This is a genomic window from Bacillus sp. ChL18, assembly GCF_026241425.1.
In the GTDB taxonomy this organism is placed as follows: domain Bacteria; phylum Bacillota; class Bacilli; order Bacillales; family Bacillaceae; genus Bacillus; species Bacillus velezensis.
This window is the reverse complement of the sequence record NZ_JAPHWE010000001.1, coordinates 1965562-1988359: the sequence shown is the minus strand read 5'-3', so window position 1 is coordinate 1988359 and position 22798 is coordinate 1965562. Positions and strand designations below refer to the sequence as shown.

25 protein-coding genes, 1 pseudogene and 1 riboswitch are annotated in these 22798 nt (G+C 48.3%); of the genes and pseudogenes, 14 read left to right on the top strand and 12 right to left on the bottom strand.

Features of this window, described 5'->3' with window-relative positions; translation table 11 throughout:
- Position 1: 1 nt before the first annotated feature.
- A pseudogene (locus tag OQ477_RS09830) lies at positions 2–655 on the top strand (Gfo/Idh/MocA family oxidoreductase); the annotation flags it as partial.
- A gap of 45 nt (positions 656–700) precedes the next feature.
- On the opposite strand, the gene OQ477_RS09825 reads toward OQ477_RS09830, so the two are convergent.
- Positions 701–1195, bottom strand: a complete 495-nt coding sequence (locus tag OQ477_RS09825; RefSeq protein WP_045207095.1) for a DinB family protein — start codon at positions 1193–1195, stop codon at positions 701–703.
- 54 nt (positions 1196–1249) lie between these two features.
- Positions 1250–1858, bottom strand: coding sequence for a LysE/ArgO family amino acid transporter (locus OQ477_RS09820; protein WP_265972244.1), 609 nt, complete (start codon positions 1856–1858; stop codon positions 1250–1252).
- Between the two features lie 125 nt (positions 1859–1983).
- Here OQ477_RS09820 and OQ477_RS09815 point away from each other — a divergent pair, with 125 nt between their 5' ends.
- Entirely contained in the window at positions 1984–3426 is a 1443-nt protein-coding gene (locus OQ477_RS09815; RefSeq protein WP_265972242.1) for a PLP-dependent aminotransferase family protein, read from the top strand.
- A gap of 7 nt (positions 3427–3433) precedes the next feature.
- On the opposite strand, the gene OQ477_RS09810 is transcribed toward OQ477_RS09815, so the two are convergent.
- The 4 genes from OQ477_RS09810 to OQ477_RS09795 form a co-directional block, all read right to left on the bottom strand.
- Positions 3434–4060 carry a pentapeptide repeat-containing protein gene (locus OQ477_RS09810; protein WP_082997817.1) on the bottom strand — a complete coding sequence of 209 codons (627 nt, stop codon included), beginning with the start codon at positions 4058–4060 and terminating at the stop codon, positions 3434–3436.
- Between the two features lie 178 nt (positions 4061–4238).
- The gene (locus tag OQ477_RS09805; RefSeq protein WP_007409151.1) at positions 4239–4679 is read right to left on the bottom strand and encodes a GNAT family N-acetyltransferase; all 441 of its coding nucleotides are present in this window, start codon (positions 4677–4679) and stop codon (positions 4239–4241) included.
- An 82-nt stretch (positions 4680–4761) separates the two neighbouring features.
- Positions 4762–6603 (bottom strand): bifunctional homocysteine S-methyltransferase/methylenetetrahydrofolate reductase, encoded by a 1842-nt coding sequence (locus OQ477_RS09800; RefSeq protein WP_265972240.1) that lies wholly within the window; start codon positions 6601–6603, stop codon positions 4762–4764.
- Positions 6604–6692: 89 nt separating this feature from the next.
- A riboswitch (SAM riboswitch) is annotated at positions 6693–6814 on the bottom strand.
- Between the two features lie 100 nt (positions 6815–6914).
- Positions 6915–7406 (bottom strand): YajQ family cyclic di-GMP-binding protein, encoded by a 492-nt coding sequence (locus OQ477_RS09795; RefSeq protein WP_012117263.1) that lies wholly within the window; start codon positions 7404–7406, stop codon positions 6915–6917.
- Positions 7407–7505: 99 nt separating this feature from the next.
- Between OQ477_RS09795 and OQ477_RS09790 the strand changes: the two genes are divergently transcribed.
- From OQ477_RS09790 to OQ477_RS09775, 4 genes are all read left to right on the top strand, one after another.
- On the top strand, positions 7506–8402 hold the full coding sequence (locus OQ477_RS09790) for a S1 RNA-binding domain-containing protein (RefSeq protein ID WP_170936341.1): 897 nt from the start codon (positions 7506–7508) through the stop codon (positions 8400–8402).
- A gap of 171 nt (positions 8403–8573) precedes the next feature.
- On the top strand, positions 8574–9551 hold the full coding sequence (locus OQ477_RS09785) for a BMP family lipoprotein (RefSeq protein WP_265972238.1): 978 nt from the start codon (positions 8574–8576) through the stop codon (positions 9549–9551).
- Positions 9548–11197: a methyl-accepting chemotaxis protein gene (locus tag OQ477_RS09780; protein WP_265972237.1), complete on the top strand. Its 1650-nt coding sequence runs from the start codon at positions 9548–9550 to the stop codon at positions 11195–11197. Before OQ477_RS09785 ends, OQ477_RS09780 begins: the two co-directional genes overlap by 4 nt.
- Before the next feature lie 132 nt (positions 11198–11329).
- Positions 11330–12580 (top strand): cytochrome P450, encoded by a 1251-nt coding sequence (locus tag OQ477_RS09775; protein ID WP_265972236.1) that lies wholly within the window; start codon positions 11330–11332, stop codon positions 12578–12580.
- 48 nt (positions 12581–12628) lie between these two features.
- Here OQ477_RS09775 and OQ477_RS09770 read toward each other — a convergent pair whose 3' ends face one another.
- Both OQ477_RS09770 and OQ477_RS09765 read right to left on the bottom strand, forming a co-directional pair.
- Positions 12629–12751: a DUF3941 domain-containing protein gene (locus tag OQ477_RS09770; RefSeq protein WP_265972235.1), complete on the bottom strand. Its 123-nt coding sequence runs from the start codon at positions 12749–12751 to the stop codon at positions 12629–12631.
- 48 nt (positions 12752–12799) lie between these two features.
- Positions 12800–13651, bottom strand: a complete 852-nt coding sequence (locus OQ477_RS09765) for a DegV family protein (protein ID WP_015417195.1) — start codon at positions 13649–13651, stop codon at positions 12800–12802.
- Positions 13652–13776: 125 nt separating this feature from the next.
- On the opposite strand from OQ477_RS09765, the gene OQ477_RS09760 reads away from it, so the two are divergent.
- Both OQ477_RS09760 and OQ477_RS09755 read left to right on the top strand, forming a co-directional pair.
- Complete coding sequence (locus OQ477_RS09760; RefSeq protein WP_007610547.1) at positions 13777–14619, top strand: YitT family protein; 843 nt, start codon at positions 13777–13779, stop codon at positions 14617–14619.
- Positions 14620–14633: 14 nt separating this feature from the next.
- The gene (locus OQ477_RS09755; protein ID WP_061581898.1) at positions 14634–15095 is read left to right on the top strand and encodes a BsuPI-related putative proteinase inhibitor; all 462 of its coding nucleotides are present in this window, start codon (positions 14634–14636) and stop codon (positions 15093–15095) included.
- Positions 15096–15131: 36 nt separating this feature from the next.
- On the opposite strand, the gene OQ477_RS09750 is transcribed toward OQ477_RS09755, so the two are convergent.
- The 3 genes from OQ477_RS09750 to OQ477_RS09740 form a co-directional block, all read right to left on the bottom strand.
- Positions 15132–15329, bottom strand: coding sequence for a DUF3813 domain-containing protein (locus tag OQ477_RS09750; protein WP_003155097.1), 198 nt, complete (start codon positions 15327–15329; stop codon positions 15132–15134).
- Positions 15329–15478: a hypothetical protein gene (locus OQ477_RS09745; RefSeq protein WP_003155094.1), complete on the bottom strand. Its 150-nt coding sequence runs from the start codon at positions 15476–15478 to the stop codon at positions 15329–15331. The genes OQ477_RS09750 and OQ477_RS09745 overlap by 1 nt, the downstream gene beginning before the upstream one ends.
- Positions 15479–15563: 85 nt before the next feature.
- On the bottom strand, positions 15564–16376 hold the full coding sequence (locus tag OQ477_RS09740; protein ID WP_061581899.1) for a Cof-type HAD-IIB family hydrolase: 813 nt from the start codon (positions 16374–16376) through the stop codon (positions 15564–15566).
- Between the two features lie 120 nt (positions 16377–16496).
- Here OQ477_RS09740 and OQ477_RS09735 point away from each other — a divergent pair, with 120 nt between their 5' ends.
- Positions 16497–17264 (top strand): prolyl oligopeptidase family serine peptidase, encoded by a 768-nt coding sequence (locus OQ477_RS09735; RefSeq protein ID WP_007409140.1) that lies wholly within the window; start codon positions 16497–16499, stop codon positions 17262–17264.
- A 62-nt stretch (positions 17265–17326) separates the two neighbouring features.
- Positions 17327–17635, top strand: coding sequence for a metal-sulfur cluster assembly factor (locus OQ477_RS09730; protein WP_003155088.1), 309 nt, complete (start codon positions 17327–17329; stop codon positions 17633–17635).
- A gap of 108 nt (positions 17636–17743) precedes the next feature.
- Here the strand turns inward: OQ477_RS09730 and fosM are convergent, their stop codons facing one another.
- Complete coding sequence (gene fosM, locus OQ477_RS09725; RefSeq protein ID WP_038457588.1) at positions 17744–18187, bottom strand: FosM family fosfomycin resistance protein; 444 nt, start codon at positions 18185–18187, stop codon at positions 17744–17746.
- A 184-nt stretch (positions 18188–18371) separates the two neighbouring features.
- On the opposite strand from fosM, the gene OQ477_RS09720 reads away from it, so the two are divergent.
- From OQ477_RS09720 to argJ, 4 genes are all read left to right on the top strand, one after another.
- Positions 18372–19808: an FAD-binding oxidoreductase gene (locus OQ477_RS09720; protein ID WP_265972233.1), complete on the top strand. Its 1437-nt coding sequence runs from the start codon at positions 18372–18374 to the stop codon at positions 19806–19808.
- On the top strand, positions 19805–20347 hold the full coding sequence (locus OQ477_RS09715) for an MFS transporter (RefSeq protein ID WP_265972231.1): 543 nt from the start codon (positions 19805–19807) through the stop codon (positions 20345–20347). Before OQ477_RS09720 ends, OQ477_RS09715 begins: the two co-directional genes overlap by 4 nt.
- Before the next feature lie 167 nt (positions 20348–20514).
- Positions 20515–21552, top strand: coding sequence for an N-acetyl-gamma-glutamyl-phosphate reductase (gene argC, locus OQ477_RS09710; RefSeq protein WP_265972229.1), 1038 nt, complete (start codon positions 20515–20517; stop codon positions 21550–21552).
- 22 nt (positions 21553–21574) lie between these two features.
- On the top strand, positions 21575–22792 hold the full coding sequence (gene argJ, locus OQ477_RS09705; RefSeq protein ID WP_032874440.1) for a bifunctional ornithine acetyltransferase/N-acetylglutamate synthase: 1218 nt from the start codon (positions 21575–21577) through the stop codon (positions 22790–22792).
- The last annotated feature ends 6 nt before the right edge of the window (positions 22793–22798 follow it).

Below are 22798 nucleotides of genomic sequence, written 5' to 3'. Positions count from 1 at the left end.
GAGGCGGTCTGACCCGGTATACGCCGACGCGAAAAGAAGAATCGGCGCAGGGGAAATCGGCCGACCCATTTATTATAAAGGATTTACAAGAGATCAAGGCGCACCGCCCGCGGAATTTATCAAACATAGCGGGGGGCTCTTCATTGACTGTTCGATTCATGATTACGACATCGCGAGATATCCCATGAATGCCGAGGTTACGTTCGTGAGCGGGCACGGGAGGATTTTAAAGCACCCGTTCATGGAAGAGTGCGGCGACGTTGATCAGGCATTAACATATCTTGAGTTTGATTCAGGCGCGGCCGGCGATGTGGAGGCAAGCCGAAATTCTCCGTACGGCCATGATATCCGCGCGGAAATTATCGGGACGGCGGGAAGCATCTTGGTCGGTACGCTGCGGAAAAGCCATGTCACCGTTTTAACGGAGTCAGGCAGCAGCTGCGAAATTATTCCGGATTTTCAAGCACGTTTTAAAGACGCTTACCCTCTGGAGCTTGAGCACTTTGCCGAATGTGTGAAAAAAGGGGAAACGCCGATTGTGACAGACATCGATGCCGCGATTAACTTAGAAATCGGGATCGCCGCGACGGAATCTTTTAAAACCGGAAGGCTTGTAAAGCTCACCCCGGGCGCCTCCGGCTATGCCGGATTATGATAGATTCGAAGTAAAAAAGCAAAGGCCCGGGAGGCCTTTGCTTTTTTATGATTCGTATGAGAAAAAAATGTAGTCAGTCGGCACGCCTTTATAGCCCATTTGGTGAAGCATCGCGGTGATATTGCCGCGATGGTATGTGCCGTGATTCACAACATGCCGGATCACATCGGCATATGTCGTCTGAAGCGTCCCCAGGCGCGGATGAGAAATAGAGATCGGACCTTCCGGGTTCTCCATTTCTTTTAAAAATTCGCTGAATTCTTTGTCCAGTTCAGTCATTCTATGTTCAATCGCCTCAAAATCTCCGTCAAGCTTTTCAAATTGATCAAACTGCGAGACGATTTGTTCGAAAGTTTCTCCGTAAAGCACGTGAAGCCAAATGTAATCAGCCCGGTATATATGCACAAGCACGGCGTTCACAGTCGGAAAAACACTATCCAGTTTCTGCTGTAAGCTTGCCGCGGGCAGGGTCTTCAGATGCTGAATAACTTGCTCATTTGCCCATCTGTGGTAGTGATACAGCTTTAAAATGTCTGACATTCCAATTCCCCCTCTTCCTTTCGGTACATTCAACATGGTCTGGCCGAATTCCTTTTATCGAAACAAAAGCGCCGCAAAATAAAAAGCAGCACCCCACATCACCAATGCCGAACATTTATTCAGGATGCCGAGGAGCCGGCCGCCCGTATCCGCCGTTTGGACGAGCCGTCCCGCAAATGCCAGTCCGGCGAACCATACCCACGAAACCGCGATACAAGCACCGGCAAACAGCCATTTATCAATTCCCGGATAGGCGGCGGAGCTTGTGCCGATGACACTGACGGTATCCAAAATCGCATGCGGGTTTAAAAGGGATACCATGGCGGCCGTGACCGCCTGTTTTTTTGCCGAGAAAACCGTTTTTTTCACCTGTTCGGCCTGCGGTTTGCTTCTCCAAGTCTGCCAGCCTAAAAAACTGAGAAACAAAAAGCCGCCTATAAGCATGACGGTCTGAAAAACGGGAATCTCTGCAATAATCATGGACACGCCTGCGACGGCCGCGCTGATGAGAATCGTATCGCATACCGCGGCGGCAATCACTGCGGGAAACGCCTGCCACACATGTTTTTGCCAGGCTCCCTGCTGAAAAATAAACACGTTTTGCGCGCCCAATGGAAAAATAAGGCCGAAAGCGAGCATCACTCCGTGAAGAATGGCATTCATTTCGTAAAACCCTCCAATCGTCAACTAAATCTCATTGTAGCCGCACTGTGTGCTGATGTCTCCGGCCATTTGGCTGGTACTTGAACCAGCCAAATGTATAATAAATAAAGAAGGAGGGATGACGTATGAACCGCTGGCGTCCGGATCGGGAGTCGCACATACCGCTTTATCTCCAGATCGAACAGCATATAAAAGAAAAAATACTTCATGGCGAATGGACCATCGGCACGAAAATTCCCTCACAAAGAAAGCTCGCCGAGGAGCTTCAGGTCAACCGAAGCACAGTGACGGCAGCAGTTGATGAGTTAATCGCCCAAGGTCTTCTGGAAGGAAAAAGAGGGGGAGGCACAAAGGTCGTCAACAATACGTGGAGCATCATGGCAGCGGTTAAGCCCCTTGATTGGAGCACATACGTTACATCGGGGAGTCATCAGCCGAATTCATCCTTGATTCAGGCCATTAATCAAAACGAGCCGCGTCTGGATCTGATCAGGCTGGGGACGGGTGAGCTGAGTCAAGAGCTGCTGCCTGAGCAGGAGATGGCCGAACTGTTCCGTGAAGCGGGAACTAATATTTTTGCGCTCGGCTATGAAGAACCGAAGGGCAGCCCGCAGCTTCGGCAAAGCGTCGCGAAACATTTGAAAACAAAGGGGGTTCACGCGTCCCCGGCATCCAGCGTAATCGTCTCAGGTGCGCTGCAGGCGCTTCAGCTTATTTCAATCGGGCTGCTAAAACCAAACTCCGTCATGCTGACTGAAAACCCGTCGTATCTCCATTCCCTGCGTGTGTTTCAATCAGCGGGCGTCAGGCTTAAGGGAGTGCCGATGGATGGGAGCGGAATCAAAACGGATCATCTTCCCGCTTACCGTCGGCAATACGAAGCAGGGCTGCTGTACACCATTCCGTCATTCCATAATCCGACCGGAACGGTAATGTCACTTAAGCGGCGGCAGGAACTCATCGCGCTCGCAAGAAATCACCGTCTGCCTGTCATTGAAGATGACGCATACGGTGATTTATGGATCGATAAAGAACCGCCGCCTCCGTTAAAATCGATGGACGATGAGGGGAATGTACTGTATATCGGCACGCTGTCAAAAACCGTAAGCCCGGGTCTGCGCATCGGATGGGTCGTCGCCCCTGAGCCGGTTGCAGACAGGCTCGCCGATATTAAAATGCAGACGGATTACGGCTCCAGTGGTTTATCTCAATGGGCGGCATGTCAATGGCTGTCAAGCGGCCGCTATGAAGCGCGCCTTTTGCGTCTCAGAAAGGAACTCAAAATCAGGAGAGATGCGGCATTGCGTTTTCTTGAAAGATACGCGGGAGATATTGCGGAGTGGCATGTGCCGGAGGGGGGCTTTTATATTTGGGTCACCTTCCATAAAGCATTCGCCGTTCAGACGCTGTTCACCCGTGCTTTGGAGGCCGGTGTGCTGATCAATCCGGGAGCTCTCTATCTTCCCCAAGACCGGCAAAGCCTGCGTCTTTCCTATTCGTACGCATCCTTGCCGGACTTGGAAAAAGGCATTCAAACGATAGCGGACATCGCCCGCCGTTTCATTTAATAAAAGATCACGTCACAATGGCTCCGAGCGCTTCTGCGAATGTCACGGCATGAGACGGAGAGATGCGGCATCCTTTCAGCTTCTCAAGTGAGACGTGCAGGTGATCAAATGTGCACGTGCTGATATCCATATTAAAAAGAGACGTGCCGATAAAATTTGAGCCGTTCAAATCACAGGCGTCAAGATCTGTGTATTCAAGAACGGCATCATTCCACTCACTTTCTGAAAGGCCGCACGAGTCAAACCGGACATGCTTCATATTGGAATAGCTGAAGGAGCTGTAATGTGCGAGGCAGTCTTCAAACCTTACATGACGCATGGCGGAATCCGCCAGATTCAAGCCGAGAAGTTTTGAATGCTGAAACGCCGTTCTATGGATGATGCTTCCGCTGAAGTCAGCGTTTGAGACATCACATTTGTCAAACAGGACATCCGTACATTCCATATGTCTGAAAGAGACATCCGTAAAAACGGTGTTTCTGAAAATGACTTTTTCGGCGCGCAGGCCGTCCAGTTTGCCGCTTACCACGGCGTTTTCTATGACGACTTCTTTAATGAGGTCGTCCTGAAGCGCTTCTGTGAAAGAAAGCACCGGCAATTCTTTCGGGATTTTCGGTTTTTGGATCGTATTCATCTCATACTTCCTTTTCTGAATTAATAGCTGAAAACGGCAATTGACAGATATCGTTTTCTGCCTGCCATCTTTGCTGTTGCGTAAAAGCGGGAGGACGTCAATAGTGTCGCATATAAAAGCAGGCGTGACCTTCAAGGTAATGCCCTTAGAGACATGTCCCTGAGGGCTTTAGTCTGTTTCAGGCGAGTTCTTTATACATGATCACATGAGGGCCGATGCCGGGTATGTCAAAGGGGCTGCCCGTGCTTTTCCAGCCGAGCTTCTCGTAATATCCCTTTACGTGACATCTGGCGTTGCACCAGACAAGCGCCGCCCCCATATCTGCCAGTTTCCGTTCTGCATAGGCGATTAACGTGCTTCCCGCTTTTTGCGTCCGGTATTCCTCAAGCGTCGCCATGCCGCGCAGCTGGTAGGCGGGCGCTGCCTGTAAAGCCTGCTGGTTCTGCGGGTAGAAAGAAGCGATGCTGATCAATGTCCCGTCGTAAAAACCTCCGAGATGAAAGGCTCCTTTGACGCTGTCCTGATCATATTTACAATCCTCAATCGTCTGATGGGGGCGCAGCACGCTGTGTCTGATCGCGTATGTGTCTTCTGCGGTGATGGGTTTTACTTCAACCATGAAAAAATCCTCCTTTGCTTGATTCTTTTTCTGTATCGTACCATGAAAAAGCCGCCTGTCATATCAGGCGGCCTCTTCCGCGTCAATGCAAATATACATCAGCCCGCTTTTCATCCTTTTGCTTAATATAAGCTGCAAGCTCTGACGTCAAATCAGAACGGAGAAACGGGGTGATTAAATAAATTCCGTTAAACAGTTCGCACGCCGTGTCGAGAAGCGATTTGGCGATGGCGAGGCCTTCGGCTTTCTGCTTTCGCTTGTCTTCGCCGGCGAGCGCCATTTTTTCGCGGATGCTGTCTGACAGCTTAATGCCCGGGATTTCATGATGAATGAACTCTGCGTTGCGGCTGCTCGTTAACGGCATAATTCCGATATACACCGGTGTTTTGAGATGCTTCGTTTCATGATGAATGTCAATGAGCTGCTGCTCCGAGTAGACAGGCTGGGACACGAAGTAGTCAGCTCCGCACTCGATTTTTTTCTCCAGCCGTTTTACTGCTTTATCAAGATGGCGGACATTCGGATTAAATGCTCCGGCTACGGAAAAGTTCGTTTTCTTGCCGAGCGGTTTCCCTGATAAAGAAATGCCCTCGTTGAATTGTTTAATCAGCCTGATCAAGTCAAAGGACGTTAAATCATAGACGGAGGTAGCCCCCGGAAAGTCGCCGATTTTTGAAGGATCGCCCGTGATGGCTAAAATGTCGGTGAGCCCGAGCGTATCCAGCCCCATTAAATGTGACTGAAGGCCGATGATGTTGCGGTCTCTGCATGTAATGTGAACGAGAGAACGGATATCAAGGCGCTCTTTCAGCAATGAACCGCAGGCGGCATTGCTGATCCGCGGTGTCGCCAATGAATTGTCAGCGAGCGTCAGCGCTTCTATGCCGGTTTCTTTTAATTCAGCCGCCGCTTGCAGAAATTTGTCAAAATTCAATTTTTTTGGCGGATCAAGCTCCACGATAATTGACCGTTTTTTAGCGGCGATTTCGTTTAAACCCGGCTCGGTCCGTTCGTTGCTGACTGAGATGACTTCTTCTTCCCGTCTGATTTTCACTTCTTTCTCAGTGACGGGGGAAAGGCCGCGAACCGCTTCAGCCATGGCTCTGATATGGTTTGGCGTCGTACCGCAGCAGCCGCCGATAATGCGCGCGCCCTGAGTGCGGAACTGTACGGCGCTCTCCCGGAAATAGGCATCGTCCGTATCATAAACAAGCCGGCCTTCTTCTAAAGACGGAAGGCTGCTGTTCGGATAGACCGATAAATAAGCGTCACGGAAAATCGGCACTTCGGTGAGCGCTTCAATCATGTGGTACGGGCCGAGCCGGCAATTGATTCCCGCTATGTCAGCGCCGAGATCGGCAATGGACCTGAGTGCTTCCCGAAGCGGCGTTCCGTCCTGCAGCACGCCCTGTTCGTGCATGGATACGTTCAGCATAATCGGAAGTTCCGTTTCTTTTCTCGCTATCTTCAGCACTTCGCGGGCCTCTTCTAAATCATAGTATGTTTCCAGAAGCAGGCCGTCCGGCTCTTCGTGCAGCAATAAATAAAGCTGCTCCCGAAAGCTGCGTTTAATCTCCTCCAGGCTGTAGGCGTTTTTGTTAAAGGTGCGGATGCCGCCCATCGTTCCCAATACATAAGCGCCGTCTGAGGAAGCGCGCGCGATTCTGACCGCCTCCTGATTGATTTTTTTCGTTTCATCCTCAAGTCCGTATCTTGAGAGCTTAATAAAATTCGCGCCGTACGTATTTGTCTGGATGATGTCTGCCCCGGCTCCCACGTAAGCCTTATGTATCCGCTTGATTTCCTCGGGCTTTGATACATTCAGTTCCTCAAAACATCTGTCAATGCCATAGGAATAGAGGAGAGTGCCCATCGCGCCGTCACCGATTAAAATCCGTTCTTTTAAGTCTTGTAATAGTCCCATTGTTTGCCTCCTTCGTCACATTCAGCAAGGAAAAAAGAGAAATAAAAAAAGTCTTCTTAAGAAGAAGACTTTGTAATCATTTGTCTCTCTTCTTATCTTCCAAGCTGTTTTTAGCTTGCTGGATTTAGCACCTTGGTCATGGTTTGGGTAAACCACTACACCGGTTGCTGAAGCGTCGTCGGGCCAGTCCCTCGGCTTCTCTTGATAAGAACGTTCATGTAATTGTCATGGGTTTCCAAAACTTAACTGTGAAAATCCCTTTCTCCAAATTTACCGAAAATAGAGACAATAATCAATAGGAATCACATAATTTATCTAAAATTAATAAATTGAACGTCAATCGGCAGGTCTGCCCCGCGGACGGCTGCGATAATCTGCTGCAGATCATCTTTATTTTTTCCGGTGACGCGCACTTGGTCGTCCTGAATCTGCGACTTGACCTTCAAGCCGGAGTTTTTAATCACCGCGTTGATTTTTTTGGCGTTGTCTTTATCAATGCCCTGTACAAGCTTCGCGCGCTGGCGCACCGTGCCTCCCGAGGCATTTTCGATTTTGCCGTATTCAATGTTTTTCGTCGGCACGTCCCGTTTGATCAGCTTGCCGCTCAGCACATCTTTGAGCTGATTCAGTTTAAACTCGTCATCAGAAATCAGGACAAGTTCTTCCTTTTCTAAAGTTACATCGCTTTTCGATCCTTTAAAGTCATAGCGCGTGCCGATTTCTTTCAGCGTCATCTGAATCGCATTCTGCACTTCGGGAAATTCAACTTTGGATACAATATCAAAAGAACTTTCTTTTGCCATGAGAAAACCTCCTATAACATTTCACTTATGAGTTGATTATAGTAGAATAAAGAGAAATGTCCAACAGCATAAGGCATGAATTTATGCATATTGGAAAAAATGAGAAAAACATCAGCCTCATACGGGCGAATCAGGAAGGACGATAACATGAGACCAGGGCAGCAGCTCACGCTTAGTATAGATCACCAAACCGATTTCGGTTATTTTTTAACCGACGGCGAGGATACGGTTCTTTTACATAACAGTGAAATCACAGAGGATATCGAAGACAGAGATGAAGTGGACGTATTTATTTACGTCGATCATCAGGAAAGACTCGCGGCGACGATGAAAAAGCCGCTCATCAGCTTTTATGACTACGGATGGGTGGAAGTGACGGACGCTGTGGAAGATATGGGCGTATTCGTCGACGTCGGCCTGTCAAAAGACGCGCTCGTCGCAACGGAGCACCTGCCTCCGTACAAATCCGTCTGGCCGCAAAAAGGAGACAGGCTGTATTGCATGCTGAAGGTGACAAGCCGCGGGCGCATGTTTGCCAAGCCGGCGCCTGAAGATATCATCAGTGAATTATTTACGGATGCAGAGGAAGACGTCATGAATAAAGACCTGACGGGTACGGTGTACAGACTGATCGCATCAGGCTCTTTTCTGATTACCGATGAAGGCATCCGCGCGTTTATTCACCCTTCAGAAAGAAAAGAAGAGCCGAGACTCGGCAGCCGCGTGACAGGGCGTGTCATCGAGGTGAAGGAAGACGGCTCGGTCAACATGTCCCTGCTGCCGAGAAAGCAGGATGCGCTTTCGGTTGACGCGGAAGAGATTCTGACCTATCTGAGATCAAGAAACGGCGCGATGCCATACGGAGACAAAAGCCATCCTGACGATATCCGCGAACGGTTTCATTTAAGCAAAGCCGCCTTTAAGCGGGCGCTCGGGCACCTGATGAAAAACGGCAAAGTGTATCAGGAAGACGGCTGGACATACGAAAAACAATAAATGTTCTGCAAAAACATCGGTGAACCAAAACCGATGTTTTTTATTTTCTCAAAAGCTCCTATGGCCCTCATTTGTTTATCACCCTGCCGAACATACATATTTTATTGAAATAAAATATTCTGACATCCGAACCGATATATAACTATAGAAAAAAACAAAAGGAGAGTTTCAATGAGAAAAATGGCGATATTTGCGGCTGTACTGCTGCTTGCGCTCAGCACGGCGGGATGTGCCGGCAAATCTGAGGAACCGGCGGCCGACAAAACGAAAACAATCGGTATCATGCTGACAGACAACGGCCTCGGCGACCAATCATTTAATGATTCAGGCTTTCAAGGTTTGATGAAAGCGAGAGACGAGCTCGGCATCACATTTGACTATCGGGAAATAAAAGATACCGGTACATACGAAAAAGGACTGACCCAGCTTGTCCGGGAAGGCAATGATCTTGTTGTGGGGCTCGGTTACAGCATGCAGGCGGATTTAGAAAAGGTCGCCAAAAAATATCCGAAGCAGCGGTTTGTGCTGATTGATTCCGTATCAGATCTGGATAATGTCACCTCCGTCACGTTTAAAGAGGATGAAGGAAGCTTCTTAGCCGGAGCGCTGGCGGCCATGACGAGCAAAACCGGCACGATCGGATTTATCGGCGGTTCCGATGCCGACGTCATTAAACGGTTTAAAAAAGGCTATCTGAAAGGCGCGGGATCAGTCAAACCGAACATCCGCGTACTGTCGGACATCAGCGGTACGTTTGATGATGATAAGCTCGGGAAGGGCATCGCCCAAAACATGATCCGAAAAAAAGCCGATGTCCTGTTTACGGCGGCCGGCTTCACGGGTGTCGGCGCTCTGAAAGAAGCGGAGGCGCAAAAAGTATATGCCATCGGTGTTGACAGCGATCAATATTACACCGCCGAGCACGCCGTTATCTCTTCTTTAGTGAAAAACGTCGACCAAGTCATCTATGAATTGGCGAAAGATTTAACAGACAACAAGGAGATCAAAAGCGGAGAGATCGTTTACGGACTGAAGGAAAACGGCATGGACTTAGCTAAGATCAGAGTTGTCAAAAACGCAGGCGGGCTGACGAAAAAGATCACGGATATGAAAAACAGTCTGATTGAAAAAGGAGGCGATCTGAAGTGACATTACGGACAAGGCTGCTCGTTAACGCAGCCGTTACGATGATTTGCTTCGCCGCCGTCATCGGCTTTACCATTGTAAACATGATGAAGATTCAGGCTTCAAATGAAGATGAAGTGGACGCGCTGTTAAACGTCCAGGAAGCAAAAGCTGACCTTAATACGTTAAAAGAAAGCATCACCGGCTATTCCTATACGCTCGCAGACGCCCAGAAAGAAGATGTGCGAAGCTATATGAAAAGCAGCTCAGACAAACTGGCGGCGCTCAAAAAAACGATGACGGACGATGCGGACAAAGCCGCTTATGACAAACTCGCCAAAAAATACGAATCATGGCAGGCGGAGGCGGACGCTGCTCTTGATTCGAAAAGCCCGGCTGAAGCGACAAGGACGGCGGCCCGCATCAACGGTCTTCTGAATGATATTTATATGCTGAATCTGAAAAGCCGGGATTATTATGAAGACATGCAGAAGCAGACGGCTGACCAGATTCAGTTTATCGTTTACAGCGCAGCCGTGCTGACCATCGTGATACTTGCCGTCACCGTCATATCTTCCATCAGGCTGACGAAGAGAATCGCAGGGCCGATCCGCCGTATGGCTGAAAATGCCCGTCGTATTGCAGGAGGGAATCTTGCTGTTGAAATGCTTGATTATAAAGGGAAGGACGAACTGAAAGAGCTGAATGACTCATTCGGAATGATGGCTGAACAGCTCCGCACCTTAATTCAGGCGATCGGAGAGGTCGGCCGTGAAGTCGAGACTTTCGCGGAAGGTTTGACGAAGGAAAACCAGACGCTGAAGGACATGACCGAGCAGGTGTCCGTGTCGACGGAAGAAATGGCGCAAGGCTCCCAAACCATTTCAGAAGATCTGCAGCATGCGGTGCAATTCATTGAACAAATGGATGAACATTCAAAGGCGAACGCCGAACGTTCAAAACAAACGACGAGAAGCAGTGAAGAGACGATTGCGGCGGTGGCTGCGGGGCGCGGTGCTTTAGCCGAAACCAAGCAAGCCATTGATAAAAGCAATGAGACATCAAAAGAGATTTCCGAAGCCGCCGATCTCTTCATAGAGCATGCGGCAGGCATCAGTATGATGGCGCAGACCGTTTCTGACATTGCGGGCCAGACCAATCTGCTGTCATTAAACGCCGCAATCGAGGCGGCCAGAGCAGGCGAGGCCGGAAAAGGATTTGCCGTCGTTGCCGAGGAGATACGGAAGCTCGCAGACGGATCAGCCAAAGCGACCGCGCAGATTTTCGATATGGTAAAGCAAATTGAAGACGGCATCACGTCTATTACCGGAGCTGTCACGACCGGCGTCGCTTTAGCGGACAGACAGCAGGAGCTGATGGAGAAAACGTCAGAATCATTCGCCCATATTGAACAAAAAGCCGCCCATATTAAAGCGGAGCTTACTCAATTGGACGGACGGATCATCGAATCGAAACAGCTTGGCGGGCAAGTGCTGCATCATGCCGAAAGCATCAGCGCCGTCGTTCAGGAAACGGCTGCAGGAAGCGAAGAGATTTCTGCCTCCGCGCTTGAGCAGCTGTCTTCTTTTCATAAAATGGCGGAAAGCGTCAATAATCTGGTGAGCCTGACAGAGCGGTTAAACGATCAGGTCCGCCGGTTTACTTTGTAACGGGCTTTTGCCCCGCCCCTGATTTTTGCAGCCTGACATGAGTAACTTCTGAATGAAACACAAATACTGAATATACATGTGTTTATATTTATTCTTTTTCGTGAAAGGTGAAAAAAGAAGGGAGGAATCGGGATGGATGAACAAATTCCGCATGAAAAGGGTCTTGATAATAGTCTGGCTTTATTACGCGATGGTTATGTATTTGTGAAAAAACGAGCGGAGAATTATCGCTCAGATGTGTTTCGCGCCCGTTTATTAGGGAAGACATTCATTTGTATGAGCGGAGCGGAAGCCGCAAAGCTTTTTTATGACACAGAACGATTTCAGCGGCAGCAGGCCCTCCCCAAACGGGTGCAGAAAACGTTATTCGGAACAGGGGCAATCCAGGCAATGGACGGTGAACGGCATAAGCACAGGAAGCTTCTATTTATGTCGCTGATGACGCCGCCCCGGCAAAAACGGCTTGCGGAAGCGGTGGCAAAACAGTGGAAAGCATCTGCGGAAATGTGGGAGGGTTCAAACCGAATTGTCCTTTTTGATGAAGCGAAGAAAGTGCTGTGCCGGGCTGCCTGTGAGTGGGCCGGCGTCCCGCTGAAAGACTCAGAAGTGAAAGAGCGGGCGGAGGATTTCACCGATATGGTAGACGCATTCGGCGCTGTCGGACCGCGTCATTGGAAAGGCAGAAGGGCGAGGCTGAAAACGGAGAAATGGATAGAGGAGGTCATTGAGGATGTGCGGTCCGGCAAGCTGCAAACGCCGGAGGGCTCAGCCTTGTATGAAATGGCTTTTCATACAGAACTTGACGGGAACAGACTTGATTCTCACATGGCTGCTGTTGAGCTTATTAATGTTCTGCGCCCGATTGCCGCCATTTCTTACTTTATTACGTTTTCAGCTCTTGCATTGCATGATTACCCTGAATATCGGGGCAAACTGAGATCGAGAGATGATCAGGAGGCCGAAAGATTTGCACATGAAGTTCGGCGGTATTACCCGTTTGCCCCGTTTTTAGGAGCCGTTGTGAAAAAAGATTTCGTATGGAAGAACTGTGAGTTTAAAAAGGGTGCCTCCGTCATGCTTGACCTATATGGGACAAACCATGATTCCCGGCTTTGGGAGAATCCGAATGAATTTCGCCCGGAACGTTTTCAGGGGCGGGAGGAAAATAAATTTGATTTCATTCCCCAGGGCGGAGGTGATCCGGCTAACGGCCACCGCTGTCCGGGTGAGGGAATGACCGTGGAAGTCATGAAAACTTCCCTTGCGTTTCTTGCCAATGAAATAGAGTACGATGTTCCGTCCCAAGATTTAAGCTTCAGCCTGTCCAGAATGCCGGCATTGCCTGAAAGCGGATTCGTGATAAGTGATGTTAGACGCATATAGAACAAAAAACAGCCCTCTATCTTCATACACAAGAGGGCTGTTTTGCTTTTACAGATGGTCCGGTTTTTTGGAATTCTGGTTTTTTCCCGCCTGCCGGTTTTTTTCGGCAATCCGGTTCTTTTTCTGATTTATGGCGTTATTGTCCAACGGTTTTTTGTCATCATCTTTCATGCGGCAAAGCCTCCCTTCTGTCCGTTAGGATGCCCGCCCGCATTGAAATTATGGCTTCAGGAAAAAAATCGCGAGCGTACCCGGCCCGGAGTGCGCGCCGATCGCAGAGCCGATTGAATGAAGAATGATCTCTTTCGGATGGAACGCTTCTTCAATCATTTCCTTCATCCGAAGCGCCGTCTCCTCGTTATCTGCGTAGCTGATCCCCACGGTTTGATCCGCCCAATCGCCGCCTTCTTCCTTCATCATGTCTATAATCCGTTTAAACAGTTTCTTTTGTCCGCGCAATTTTTCGAGCGGCACGAGCCTGCCGTCATCCACATGCAGAATCGGTTTGATGTTCAAAAGCCCCCCGACAAAAGCGGACGTTTTTGAAATTCTGCCGCCCCGCGCGAGATAAGCGACATCATCGACCGTAAATATATGTTTCATCCGTGCGCAAAAGCTCTTTACAGACGTTTCGATTTCTTGTATTGTATTCCCGTTAACACAGAGTGTTTGCGCGTGCATCACCGCGAGGCCGCAGCCCAATGAAGCGCATTTGGAATCTACAATCCGTAAATCAAAATCGGGAAATTCCTCTTTTACTTCATTGGCGATCATTACGGCCGTCTGATAGGTGCCGGAAAGACCTGAGGAAAAGGCGATGTATATCGCCGGTTCTCCCAGTTCCGCGTATTGTAAAAATACTTTTTTTATCGTATCCGGTGATGCCTGGGATGTTTTCGGAACTTTCCCGTCCCGCATCGCTTGAAATATGTGATCCGCCTGAATGGTGACCGCGTCCTCATATTCGTTTCCGTCAAGTGTTACGTGCAGCGGAATGAACCCGATCCGGTTTTCTTCAATATAAGATTTCGGCAGGTCAGAGGCGCTGTCAGCAATAAGGTGAACTGTCATCATAATTCCCTTCTTTCCGATTGGTGAGAGTGATGCCAACTATATCATATAAATGTGGCAAAATAGTGTTCAAAACTTTGTTTTAAGGGAAAAGCTAATAATGAAAATGAGCGGAGGAGCAAGCCATGGTACTAGAACAAGCAAAAAAATTAGCAATCGTCGTCATCGGCGCGTTTCTGTATGCGGCGGGACTGAATTTATTCCTGATACCGGCGAATGTATATGCCAGCGGTTTTACCGGTGTCGCCCAGCTGCTGTCAAGCGTCGTTGATCAATACGCCCCCTTTTATATTTCGACAGGAGTTCTCATGTTCCTCTTAAACATTCCCATCGGTGTGTTAGGGTGGCTGAAAGTCGGCAGATCATTCACCGTATACAGCATATTAAGCGTAGCGATGACGTCCGTCTTTATGGGAATTCTCCCGGAAATGAGACTGTCGCACGATATTCTTCTGAATACCGTATTCGGAGGAGTCATCTCAGCTATCGGCATCGGTTTAACGCTGAAATTCGGCGCTTCGACAGGCGGTCTTGATATCGTGTCGATGGTGCTGGCCAAATGGAAGGATAAGCCGGTCGGCACATATTTCTTCATTTTGAACGGGATTATCATTTTGACGGCAGGATTATTGCAAGGATGGGAGAAAGCATTATATACCCTTGTCGCTCTGTATGTCACAACAAGGGTGATTGACGCCATTCACACCCGCCACATGAAACTGACCGCCATGATCGTTACAAAAAAAGCCGATGAAATCAAAGAAGCGATTTACGGGAAAATGGTCCGCGGCATTACGACGGTGCCGGCAAAAGGCGCTTACACAAACGAACAGAAAGAAATGATGATCATCGTCATTACGCGGTACGAATTGTATGACCTTGAGAAAATCGTGAAAGAAGTCGACCCGAAAGCCTTCACAAACATCGTGCAAACGACGGGGATCTTTGGTTTCTTCAGGAAAGACTGATAGGAGCGGATAGAATGAAGTGGCTGTTTGGCCTGTTATTACCGGTCATTTTACTGATCGGATGCAGCAGTCAATCCGGGCAGAAGGAGCCCGCTGAGGAGGTATCCGGAGAGATGAATGAACAGCAAGCGGAATTAGCCGTAAACCCTGTGCAGACGGATCAGCAGATCGAATTTCAAATGTCTTTAAAAAACAAGAGCGAAAGCCCGATCGATTTCACATTCAGCTCAGGGCAGAAATTCGAATTGACCGTACATGACCAACATCACAAAGAACTGTACCGCTATTCAAAAGACAAAATGTTTACTCAGGCGTTTCAGACCGTGACCTTAATGCCGAATGAAACGTATGACTTTTCAGATGTGTGGAAGAACGTGCCCGGTCCGGGAACATACACGGTGACGGTGACGTTTTTAGGGAAGTCCGATCAGATCGGAAAAAGACTGAAAACGGTAAAAACATTTGAAGTGCAATAAAAAAGCGGCGCCCTCGTCTAAACGGGGCGCCTTTTTTTATTGCAATTTCTCCAGCTGATCCTGAAATTGGTGCAGCTGCTGACGTTCTGCATCTGTCGAATTGGCGTACGCGGAAGATACGGCATTTTTGGCGCGTGAGACAGCTTTTTCCTGATCGCCGTCTTCGAAACCGTTAGCAATCATGACGGCCTGCTGGACAAATGACTTGGCTTGAGAAAACAGTTCGTTTCTCATTAAAAGTCAACCTGCCTTTCAGCCGAATCTTTTGCTGCATCATGCTGTGCTTCCTCTAATGTAGACCGATATGGAAATCTTGCGTCATGAAGACTGACAGAGTCCTTGCCTTGCTGAATAAACCGTTTTGATTTGTTTCGTTTACCCATTGCAATGTCCCCCTTCCATATTTAGACGAGATGAGTCGTCTGTTTTAGTATGGGCGGAAGGCTTCGTGTTATGAGCGGCAAAACCTCACAGGGAGAAATAGGATTTTAAAAATTCGGCGATTCCGTCCGCTTCATTTGATCCCGTGATGCGGTCGGCGGCCTGTTTGACTTCATCCGTGCCGTTTCCCATCGCTACGCCGCACCCGGCAAACCGGAGCATTTCAAGATCGTTGTCTTCGTCGCCGAACGCGATGATCCGTTCTCTCGGCACTTGGTAATAGTCGCTGATTTTCTTCAGGCCGACCGCTTTATTCATCCCGTGTTTAATAATTTCAATCACATGCCAAGGAGCCGCCCATCTTCTGTGGTCAATGACCTCGGCGTGCACATCGGATAAATACGCGCGTATGTCCGCGACGTCCTCTTCCTTCGCGTGAATCAATACGGACGTCACATCCTCTTGGACCGTTTCGCGCAGATCGCCGAATGTGACATTCGCCGTATTCATATGAAACGCCTCAATTAAATGCTCATCATGATAATGGAAGTACACATCATCAATGATCTCAGCGAGCACATTATGTATTTGATAGGTCTCTGTAAGTTCGGCAAGCTGTCTGACCACATCGACAGATAAAGACGTGTGGTAGCGTCCCCATAACTCGTCTTTCGGGTGGTGGACAAACGCCCCGTTAAAATTGACAATCGGCGTTGTCAGCCCGAGCTCGTCATAATACATCGAACTGGAACGGAACGGGCGGCCGGTTGAGATGCAGACATGATGACCCGCTTCTTTCAGCGTCTGAATCGTCCGTGCCGTTTCAGGGGAAATGGTTTTATCATCTTTTAATAAGGTTCCATCCAGATCTAAGGCGATGAGGTAAGGTTTTGTCTCCATAAATAACTCCTTTTGTCATATAATTTGCTGTTTTTCTCTTATGTACAGTGTAGCTTTTTACCATCTTTATTGTCTACATGTTACACTTATGATTATGGTTATCCTAAGGAGGGAGTCAACGTGATTCTTATTGATCATCAAACCGTATCAGGCATTCCGTTTTTACATATTGTAAAAGAAGAAAATCGGGACCGTCCCGCTCCCCTTGTTTTCTTTATTCACGGTTTTACAAGCGCGAAGGAGCATAATCTTCATTTCGCTTACCTGCTTGCTGAAAAGGGTTTCAGAGCCGTGCTGCCGGAAGCTCTTTACCACGGTGAACGCGCTGAACAGCTGTCAGCAGAAGAGCTCGCCGTCCATTTTTGGGACATTGTATTAAATGAAATCGAGGAGCTTGACGTGCTGAAAAAGGATTTTGAAGCGCGCGGTCTGATTGAAGACGGGCGGATCGGTCTTGCGGGCACGTCAATGGGCGGAATTACGACATTCGGCGCGATGGCCGCATATGATTGGGTCAAAGCCGGTGTCAGCCTGATGGGAAGCCCGAACTATACGGCGTTTTTTCAGCAGCAGATTGACCACATTCAAAAGCAGGACATCGACATTGACGTCACAAAAGAACAGGTCGATGAACTGTTTGCGCGGCTCAAACCGTTTGATCTCAGTCTGGAACCGGAAAAACTCCGGAGCCGCCCGCTGCTGTTCTGGCACGGCGTTCAAGACAAAGTCGTTCCGTATGCACCGACCCGCGGCTTTTATGAAACGATTAAACCTCATTACAGCAGCCGGCCTGACCATCTTCAGTTTCTGAAAGACGAACGGGCTGACCATAAAGTCCCGAGATACGCCGTTTTAGAAACGGTCGCCTGGTTCGATAAGCATTTATAAAGCACAAAGGTGTTAACAAAACCCGCTTTTACGTTATACTGAGGAAAAAGGAGTGATGGAACGTGGAAGAAGCATTAAAAGAAAACATCATGGGCGCCTTGGAGCAGGTTGTTGACCCTGAGCTCGGCGTCGATATCGTCAATCTCGGCCTTGTATACGACGTTGATATGGATGACGACGGTCTGACGCACGTTACGATGACACTGACATCAATGGGGTGCCCGCTCGCTCCGATCATCGTCGACGAGGTGAAAAAAGCGCTCGCCGACATTCCGGATGTAAAAGAGACGGAGGTCCACATCGTTTGGAATCCGCCGTGGACAAGAGACAAAATGTCACGCTACGCAAAAATCGCATTAGGGATTCAGTAATAAGAAAATGCACCTCGGATTTTAGGTACATCCTAAAGTTTGGAGGTGCTTTTCTTTTGTCTGCATATAAGCGACAGTGAGGGTTTGTTTTGGATCGCAAACAAACCTTTATATATAAAATTTCATATGAGGTTTATCTTTTTTGTAATAGGACAGTCTGTCTTGGAGTGTGCCTGTGTGGAATTCAAATTTATGCCCATCGGGATCAGTAAAATAAATTGACTTTTGATCTTGTTTATCTCTTGGACGCCCATTTAATATATTTACATTTAGATTTTTTAATCTTTGATGTATTGCATCAAAATCTTTTGGATCAATTGAAAAAGCCATATGTGTGTAGGATTTATGTATTTCATTTCTTGGTATATCCGCCTCTAAGTTAAGTGCAAGCCAAAGCCCGTTCAGATCAAAATATGCTGTCTTTTGCCCTTTAACCAGGAGTTGTGCATGAAATACTTTCTCATAAAATTCTATAGATTTTTCCAAATTTGAAACAGAAAAAAGAAGATGATTGATTCCTTTTATGTTTATTTTCCCCACCTCATTTAACATGTTTGTTTTAAACAATCCCTTTGGTAATACATCTGCGTATATATCGATTATATACTGACCAAAAAATCATTTTAAGGATTTCTGTGTATTTTTATGCCGTGTGTTTTCCGGTATCGGGTTAAAAAGGAAAAAAACGGACGTGAGGCATGATATAATAGACCGGCTGCATGCGAGGGAGGAATCCATGAAGAAAAAATTACTTCTCATTATCCTTAGCATTCTTGTTTATACGGCGCTGTTCGCTGTTTCCGCTTTTCACAAAGAGCCGGAGCAGCAGGCAGGGACAATGACGGATGTCAGCCGTCTCATGCCCGTGAAAATTAAGCAGACGGTCAAAGGAAAAGAGAAAGAAACATTGGTCGAAACGATTAAGGAAGCAAAGAGAAAGCATCTGAAGATCTCAATCGCAGGCGCCCAGCACTCAATGGGCGGCCAGACGTATTATGAAGACGGTATCGTTCTCGACATGACGGGCTACAACAAAATACTCGGTCTCGACCGAAAGAAAAAAATCATCAGAGTGCAGGCGGGAGCGACGTGGAATGATATTCAGCGCTATGTCAATCCGTACGGGCTCGCGGTAAAAGTCATGCAATCGCAAAACATTTTTACGATCGGCGGCTCACTGAGCGCCAACGCCCACGGCCGGGATATCCGGTACGGTTCGCTGATTGATACGGTCAAATCGTTTCATCTTTTAAAGGCGGACGGCAAAGTCATCACCGTTACTCCGAAAGATGACCTGTTTTCAGCCGTCATCGGCGGCTACGGCCTGTTCGGCGTCATCCTTGACGCGGATATTGAGCTGACGGATGATGAGCTTTATGAAATGAAAACGAAACGCATGAACGCTGATACATACAGTCAATATTTTACGCAGCATGTTCAGCGCAACCCCGCCGTGCGCATGCATCTCGCGCGGATCGCAACAGGGGATAAAGGCTTTTTGCATGACATGTATGTGACTGATTACACAATCTCAGACAATCAGAAAGAATTCAAGCGGCACAATGAACTGAAAGAAGATGAGCATCCGGCGCTGACGAAATTCGCGCTCGGCCTCTCCCGCCGGTATGACTGGGGCAGAAATTGGTTCTGGTCAACCCAGCAGTCTTATTTTCTCAGCCAAAACGGCGTGAAAGTCTCCAGGAACAATGTCATGCGGTCAGAATCGAAATTTTTGGAATATGAAAACACGGACAACACCGACGTGCTACAAGAATACTTCGTACCCGTCGGCGAATTTGCGCCGTACATTCATGACTTACGCAAGACGCTGTCACATGAAGATCTCAATCTCGTAAATATTACGATCCGCTACGTGCAAAAAAATGAAAAAGCCGATCTGTCATACGCAAAGGAAGACATGTTTTCACTCGTTCTTTTAATCAATGAAGGGTTTTCAAAAGACGGCCAGGCGAGTGCGGCGCGGATTGTCAGAAAAATGACAGATACGGCATTGCGCCACCGCGGCAGTTATTATCTCCCGTATATGCTGTATCAAACGAAAGAGCAGATGCGTGAGGCATATCCGAAAAGCGATATGTTCTTTCAGAAAAAACACAAATATGATCCGGATGACTTGTTTATGAATTATTTTTATCAGAGGTACAAATCATGAAACACAACCATTTAAAATGGCTGATCCTGTCTCAGAGCAGTGTCTTTTTTGCCGGCAGCCTGATCTTTCCGTTTTATATTTTATTTATTAAAAACATCGGTTCCAGCTACACGCAATTCGGTCTCTCATACGGCTTGTTCGGCCTGAGCGGCGCATTGATTCATCCGCTGCTCGGCCGGCTGTCGGCAAGACTGGACCCCCGCTGGTTCCTTATGGCAAATTCGTGGGGGATGGCGGTGCTTCTTCTGACGCTCCCGCACATTACCGGCGTGCACCAGGTTTATGTTGTGCAGGTGCTTTTGGGCCTGTTTGGCGCGATGCAAAAACACGGCGAGAAAATCATGATCGCCGATTACACCGACGGCGGGGAGCGGGGAAAAAAAGTCGGCAGCTATCATTTCTGGACGGCCGTATTTTCAGCTGCTGCCATTATTCTCGGCGGGTTTCTCGCTGATTTCTTTACGGTTTATATTATTTTTTACGCCAGCTCCGTGCTGTTTTTTATAAGCGGGCTGATGATGCTGAGAAAAACAGGCTGATCCGATCAGCCTGTTTTTCTTATGGAACTCCCTCGATCGAGAGGGGGTTTTTTTGTCAGTGAAAACAGATAGAAAATGAATGAAAAAATATTAAATATACAATTGAATTAATTTTTATTCATGTTATAATGTTAAATAATTTCACAAAAACCAAGAAGGTGAACCCGTTGAAAATAGGTATTATAGGCGCTACTGGTTATGGAGGCGCCGAACTTGTCAGGATTCTTAACCATCACCCTTATGCAGAGGATTGTATATTATATTCATCGAGCGACGAAGGAAAAGAATATGCCGCTTCATATCCGCATTTGAGGAATATAGCGTCACAATCACTTCAGCCGCTTCATATAGAAACGATCCGAAACGAAATTGATGTCATGTTCATAGCCGCGCCGCCCGGCGTCTCCGGAGAGTGGTCGCCCAAGCTGGCGGAGGCGGGCATCCTGGTCATTGATCTATCCGGCGATCTGCGGATTCAAAACCCGGCCGTGTATGAAAAGTGGTATAAGCGGAAGGCCGCTCCGAAAGGAACGATTCAAAGCGCGGTTTACGGTTTAGCTGAACTGCAAAAAGAAGAGATTCAGACTGCAAAGCTGATTGCCAATCCGGGATGTTTTCCGACGGCTGTGCTGCTCGGGCTCGCCCCGCTGGCGAAGAATAAGCTTTTACAAGATTCATTTCTGATTGTTGATGCGAAAACAGGCGTATCCGGCGCCGGCCGAAAAGCATCCATGGGCACTCATTATTCTGAGCTGAATGATAATTTCAAAATTTATAAGGTTAATGAGCATCAGCATACTCCGGAAATTGAACAGCAATTAGCGGCTTGGCAGCCCGGCACAGGCCCGATCACGTTTTCCGCTCATTTGGCGCCGATGACAAGGGGCATTATGGCGACGATGTATACGGAGGCTCCCCCGGGTATGTCTGCTGCACAGGTAAGAGAATTGTATTCCGAATTCTACAAAGATTCATATTTTGTCAGAATCAGGCCGGAAGGTGAATTTCCGGCGACGAAAGAGGTATACGGCAGCAATTTTTGTGATATCAGTGTCACTGTGGACGAAAGAACAAACCGTGCCACCATCGTTTCTGTCATAGATAATCTGATGAAAGGCGCCGCAGGGCAGGCGGTTCAAAATTTAAATATCATGAATGGCTGGCAGGAAGAAACGGGACTTACGATGACGCCAGTCTATCCATAGAACGAAAGAGGGATTCGAAAATATGATTCAGCTGAGTGAGGAAATTACGAAAATAAAAGGCGGCGTATCCTCGCCGAAAGGGTTTGAGGCAAAGGGCGTGCACTGCGGTTTGCGCTATTCAAAAAAAGATCTCGGAGCGATTATCAGCGAAGCGCCTGCAGTCAGTGCAGCGGTATATACGCAGAGCCATTTTCAGGCAGCGCCGCTGAAAGTGACGCAAGCCAGCTTGAAAAAAGAGGGTGTGCTTCAGGCGGTTATTGTCAACAGCGCGATTGCCAACGCCTGTACGGGAGACCAAGGATTAAAGGACGCCTATGAAATGCGGGACGGCTTCGCGAGCCAGCTCGGCATTGAGCCGGAGCTTGTTGCGGTTTCGTCAACCGGGGTGATCGGCGAGCTTTTAGATATGAAAAAAATTCAAGCGGGCATTGAACAGCTCGGTCAAGCGCCGTCCGTGTCCGGAGCATTTGAAGAAGCCATTTTGACGACGGATACAGTGACGAAACAGACGTGTTATGAACTGGTGATCGGCGGAGACATCATCACGATCGGCGGAGCGGCGAAAGGCTCCGGCATGATCCACCCCAACATGGCGACAATGCTCGGCTTTGTCACAACGGACGCGGCCGTGGAAGAACAGGCGCTCAAAAACGCGCTCAGAGAGATTACGGATGTTTCATTTAACCAAATCACCGTTGACGGAGAAACATCGACGAATGACATGGTGCTTGTGATGGCGAACGGCTGCGCGGGGAATGATTGCCTGGCGGAGGATCACCCGGACTGGCCGGCTTTTAAAAAGGGATTAAAGCTTGTATGCGAAGACCTTGCCAAAGATATTGCCAGAGACGGTGAAGGAGCGACGAAATTAATTGAAGCCAGAGTCGAAGGCGCGAAAAATAACCTTGAGGCGAATATTATCGCCAAAAAAATCGTCGGTTCAAGCCTTGTGAAGACCGCCGTTTACGGCACAGACGCCAACTGGGGGCGCATCATCGGCGCAATCGGGCACAGTGCGGCAAGCGTAACGGCCGAACAAGTGGAAGTTTTCCTCGGCGGCCAGTGTCTGTTTAAAAACAACGAACCTCAGCCGTTTTCGGAAACTGATGCTAAGGAGTACTTATCAGGTGATGAGATTACGATTGCAGTCCGCCTGCAGGAAGGCTCCGGCAGCGGCCGGGCATGGGGCTGTGACTTAACCTATGATTATATCAAAATCAATGCGAGCTATCGCACATAACAAAGG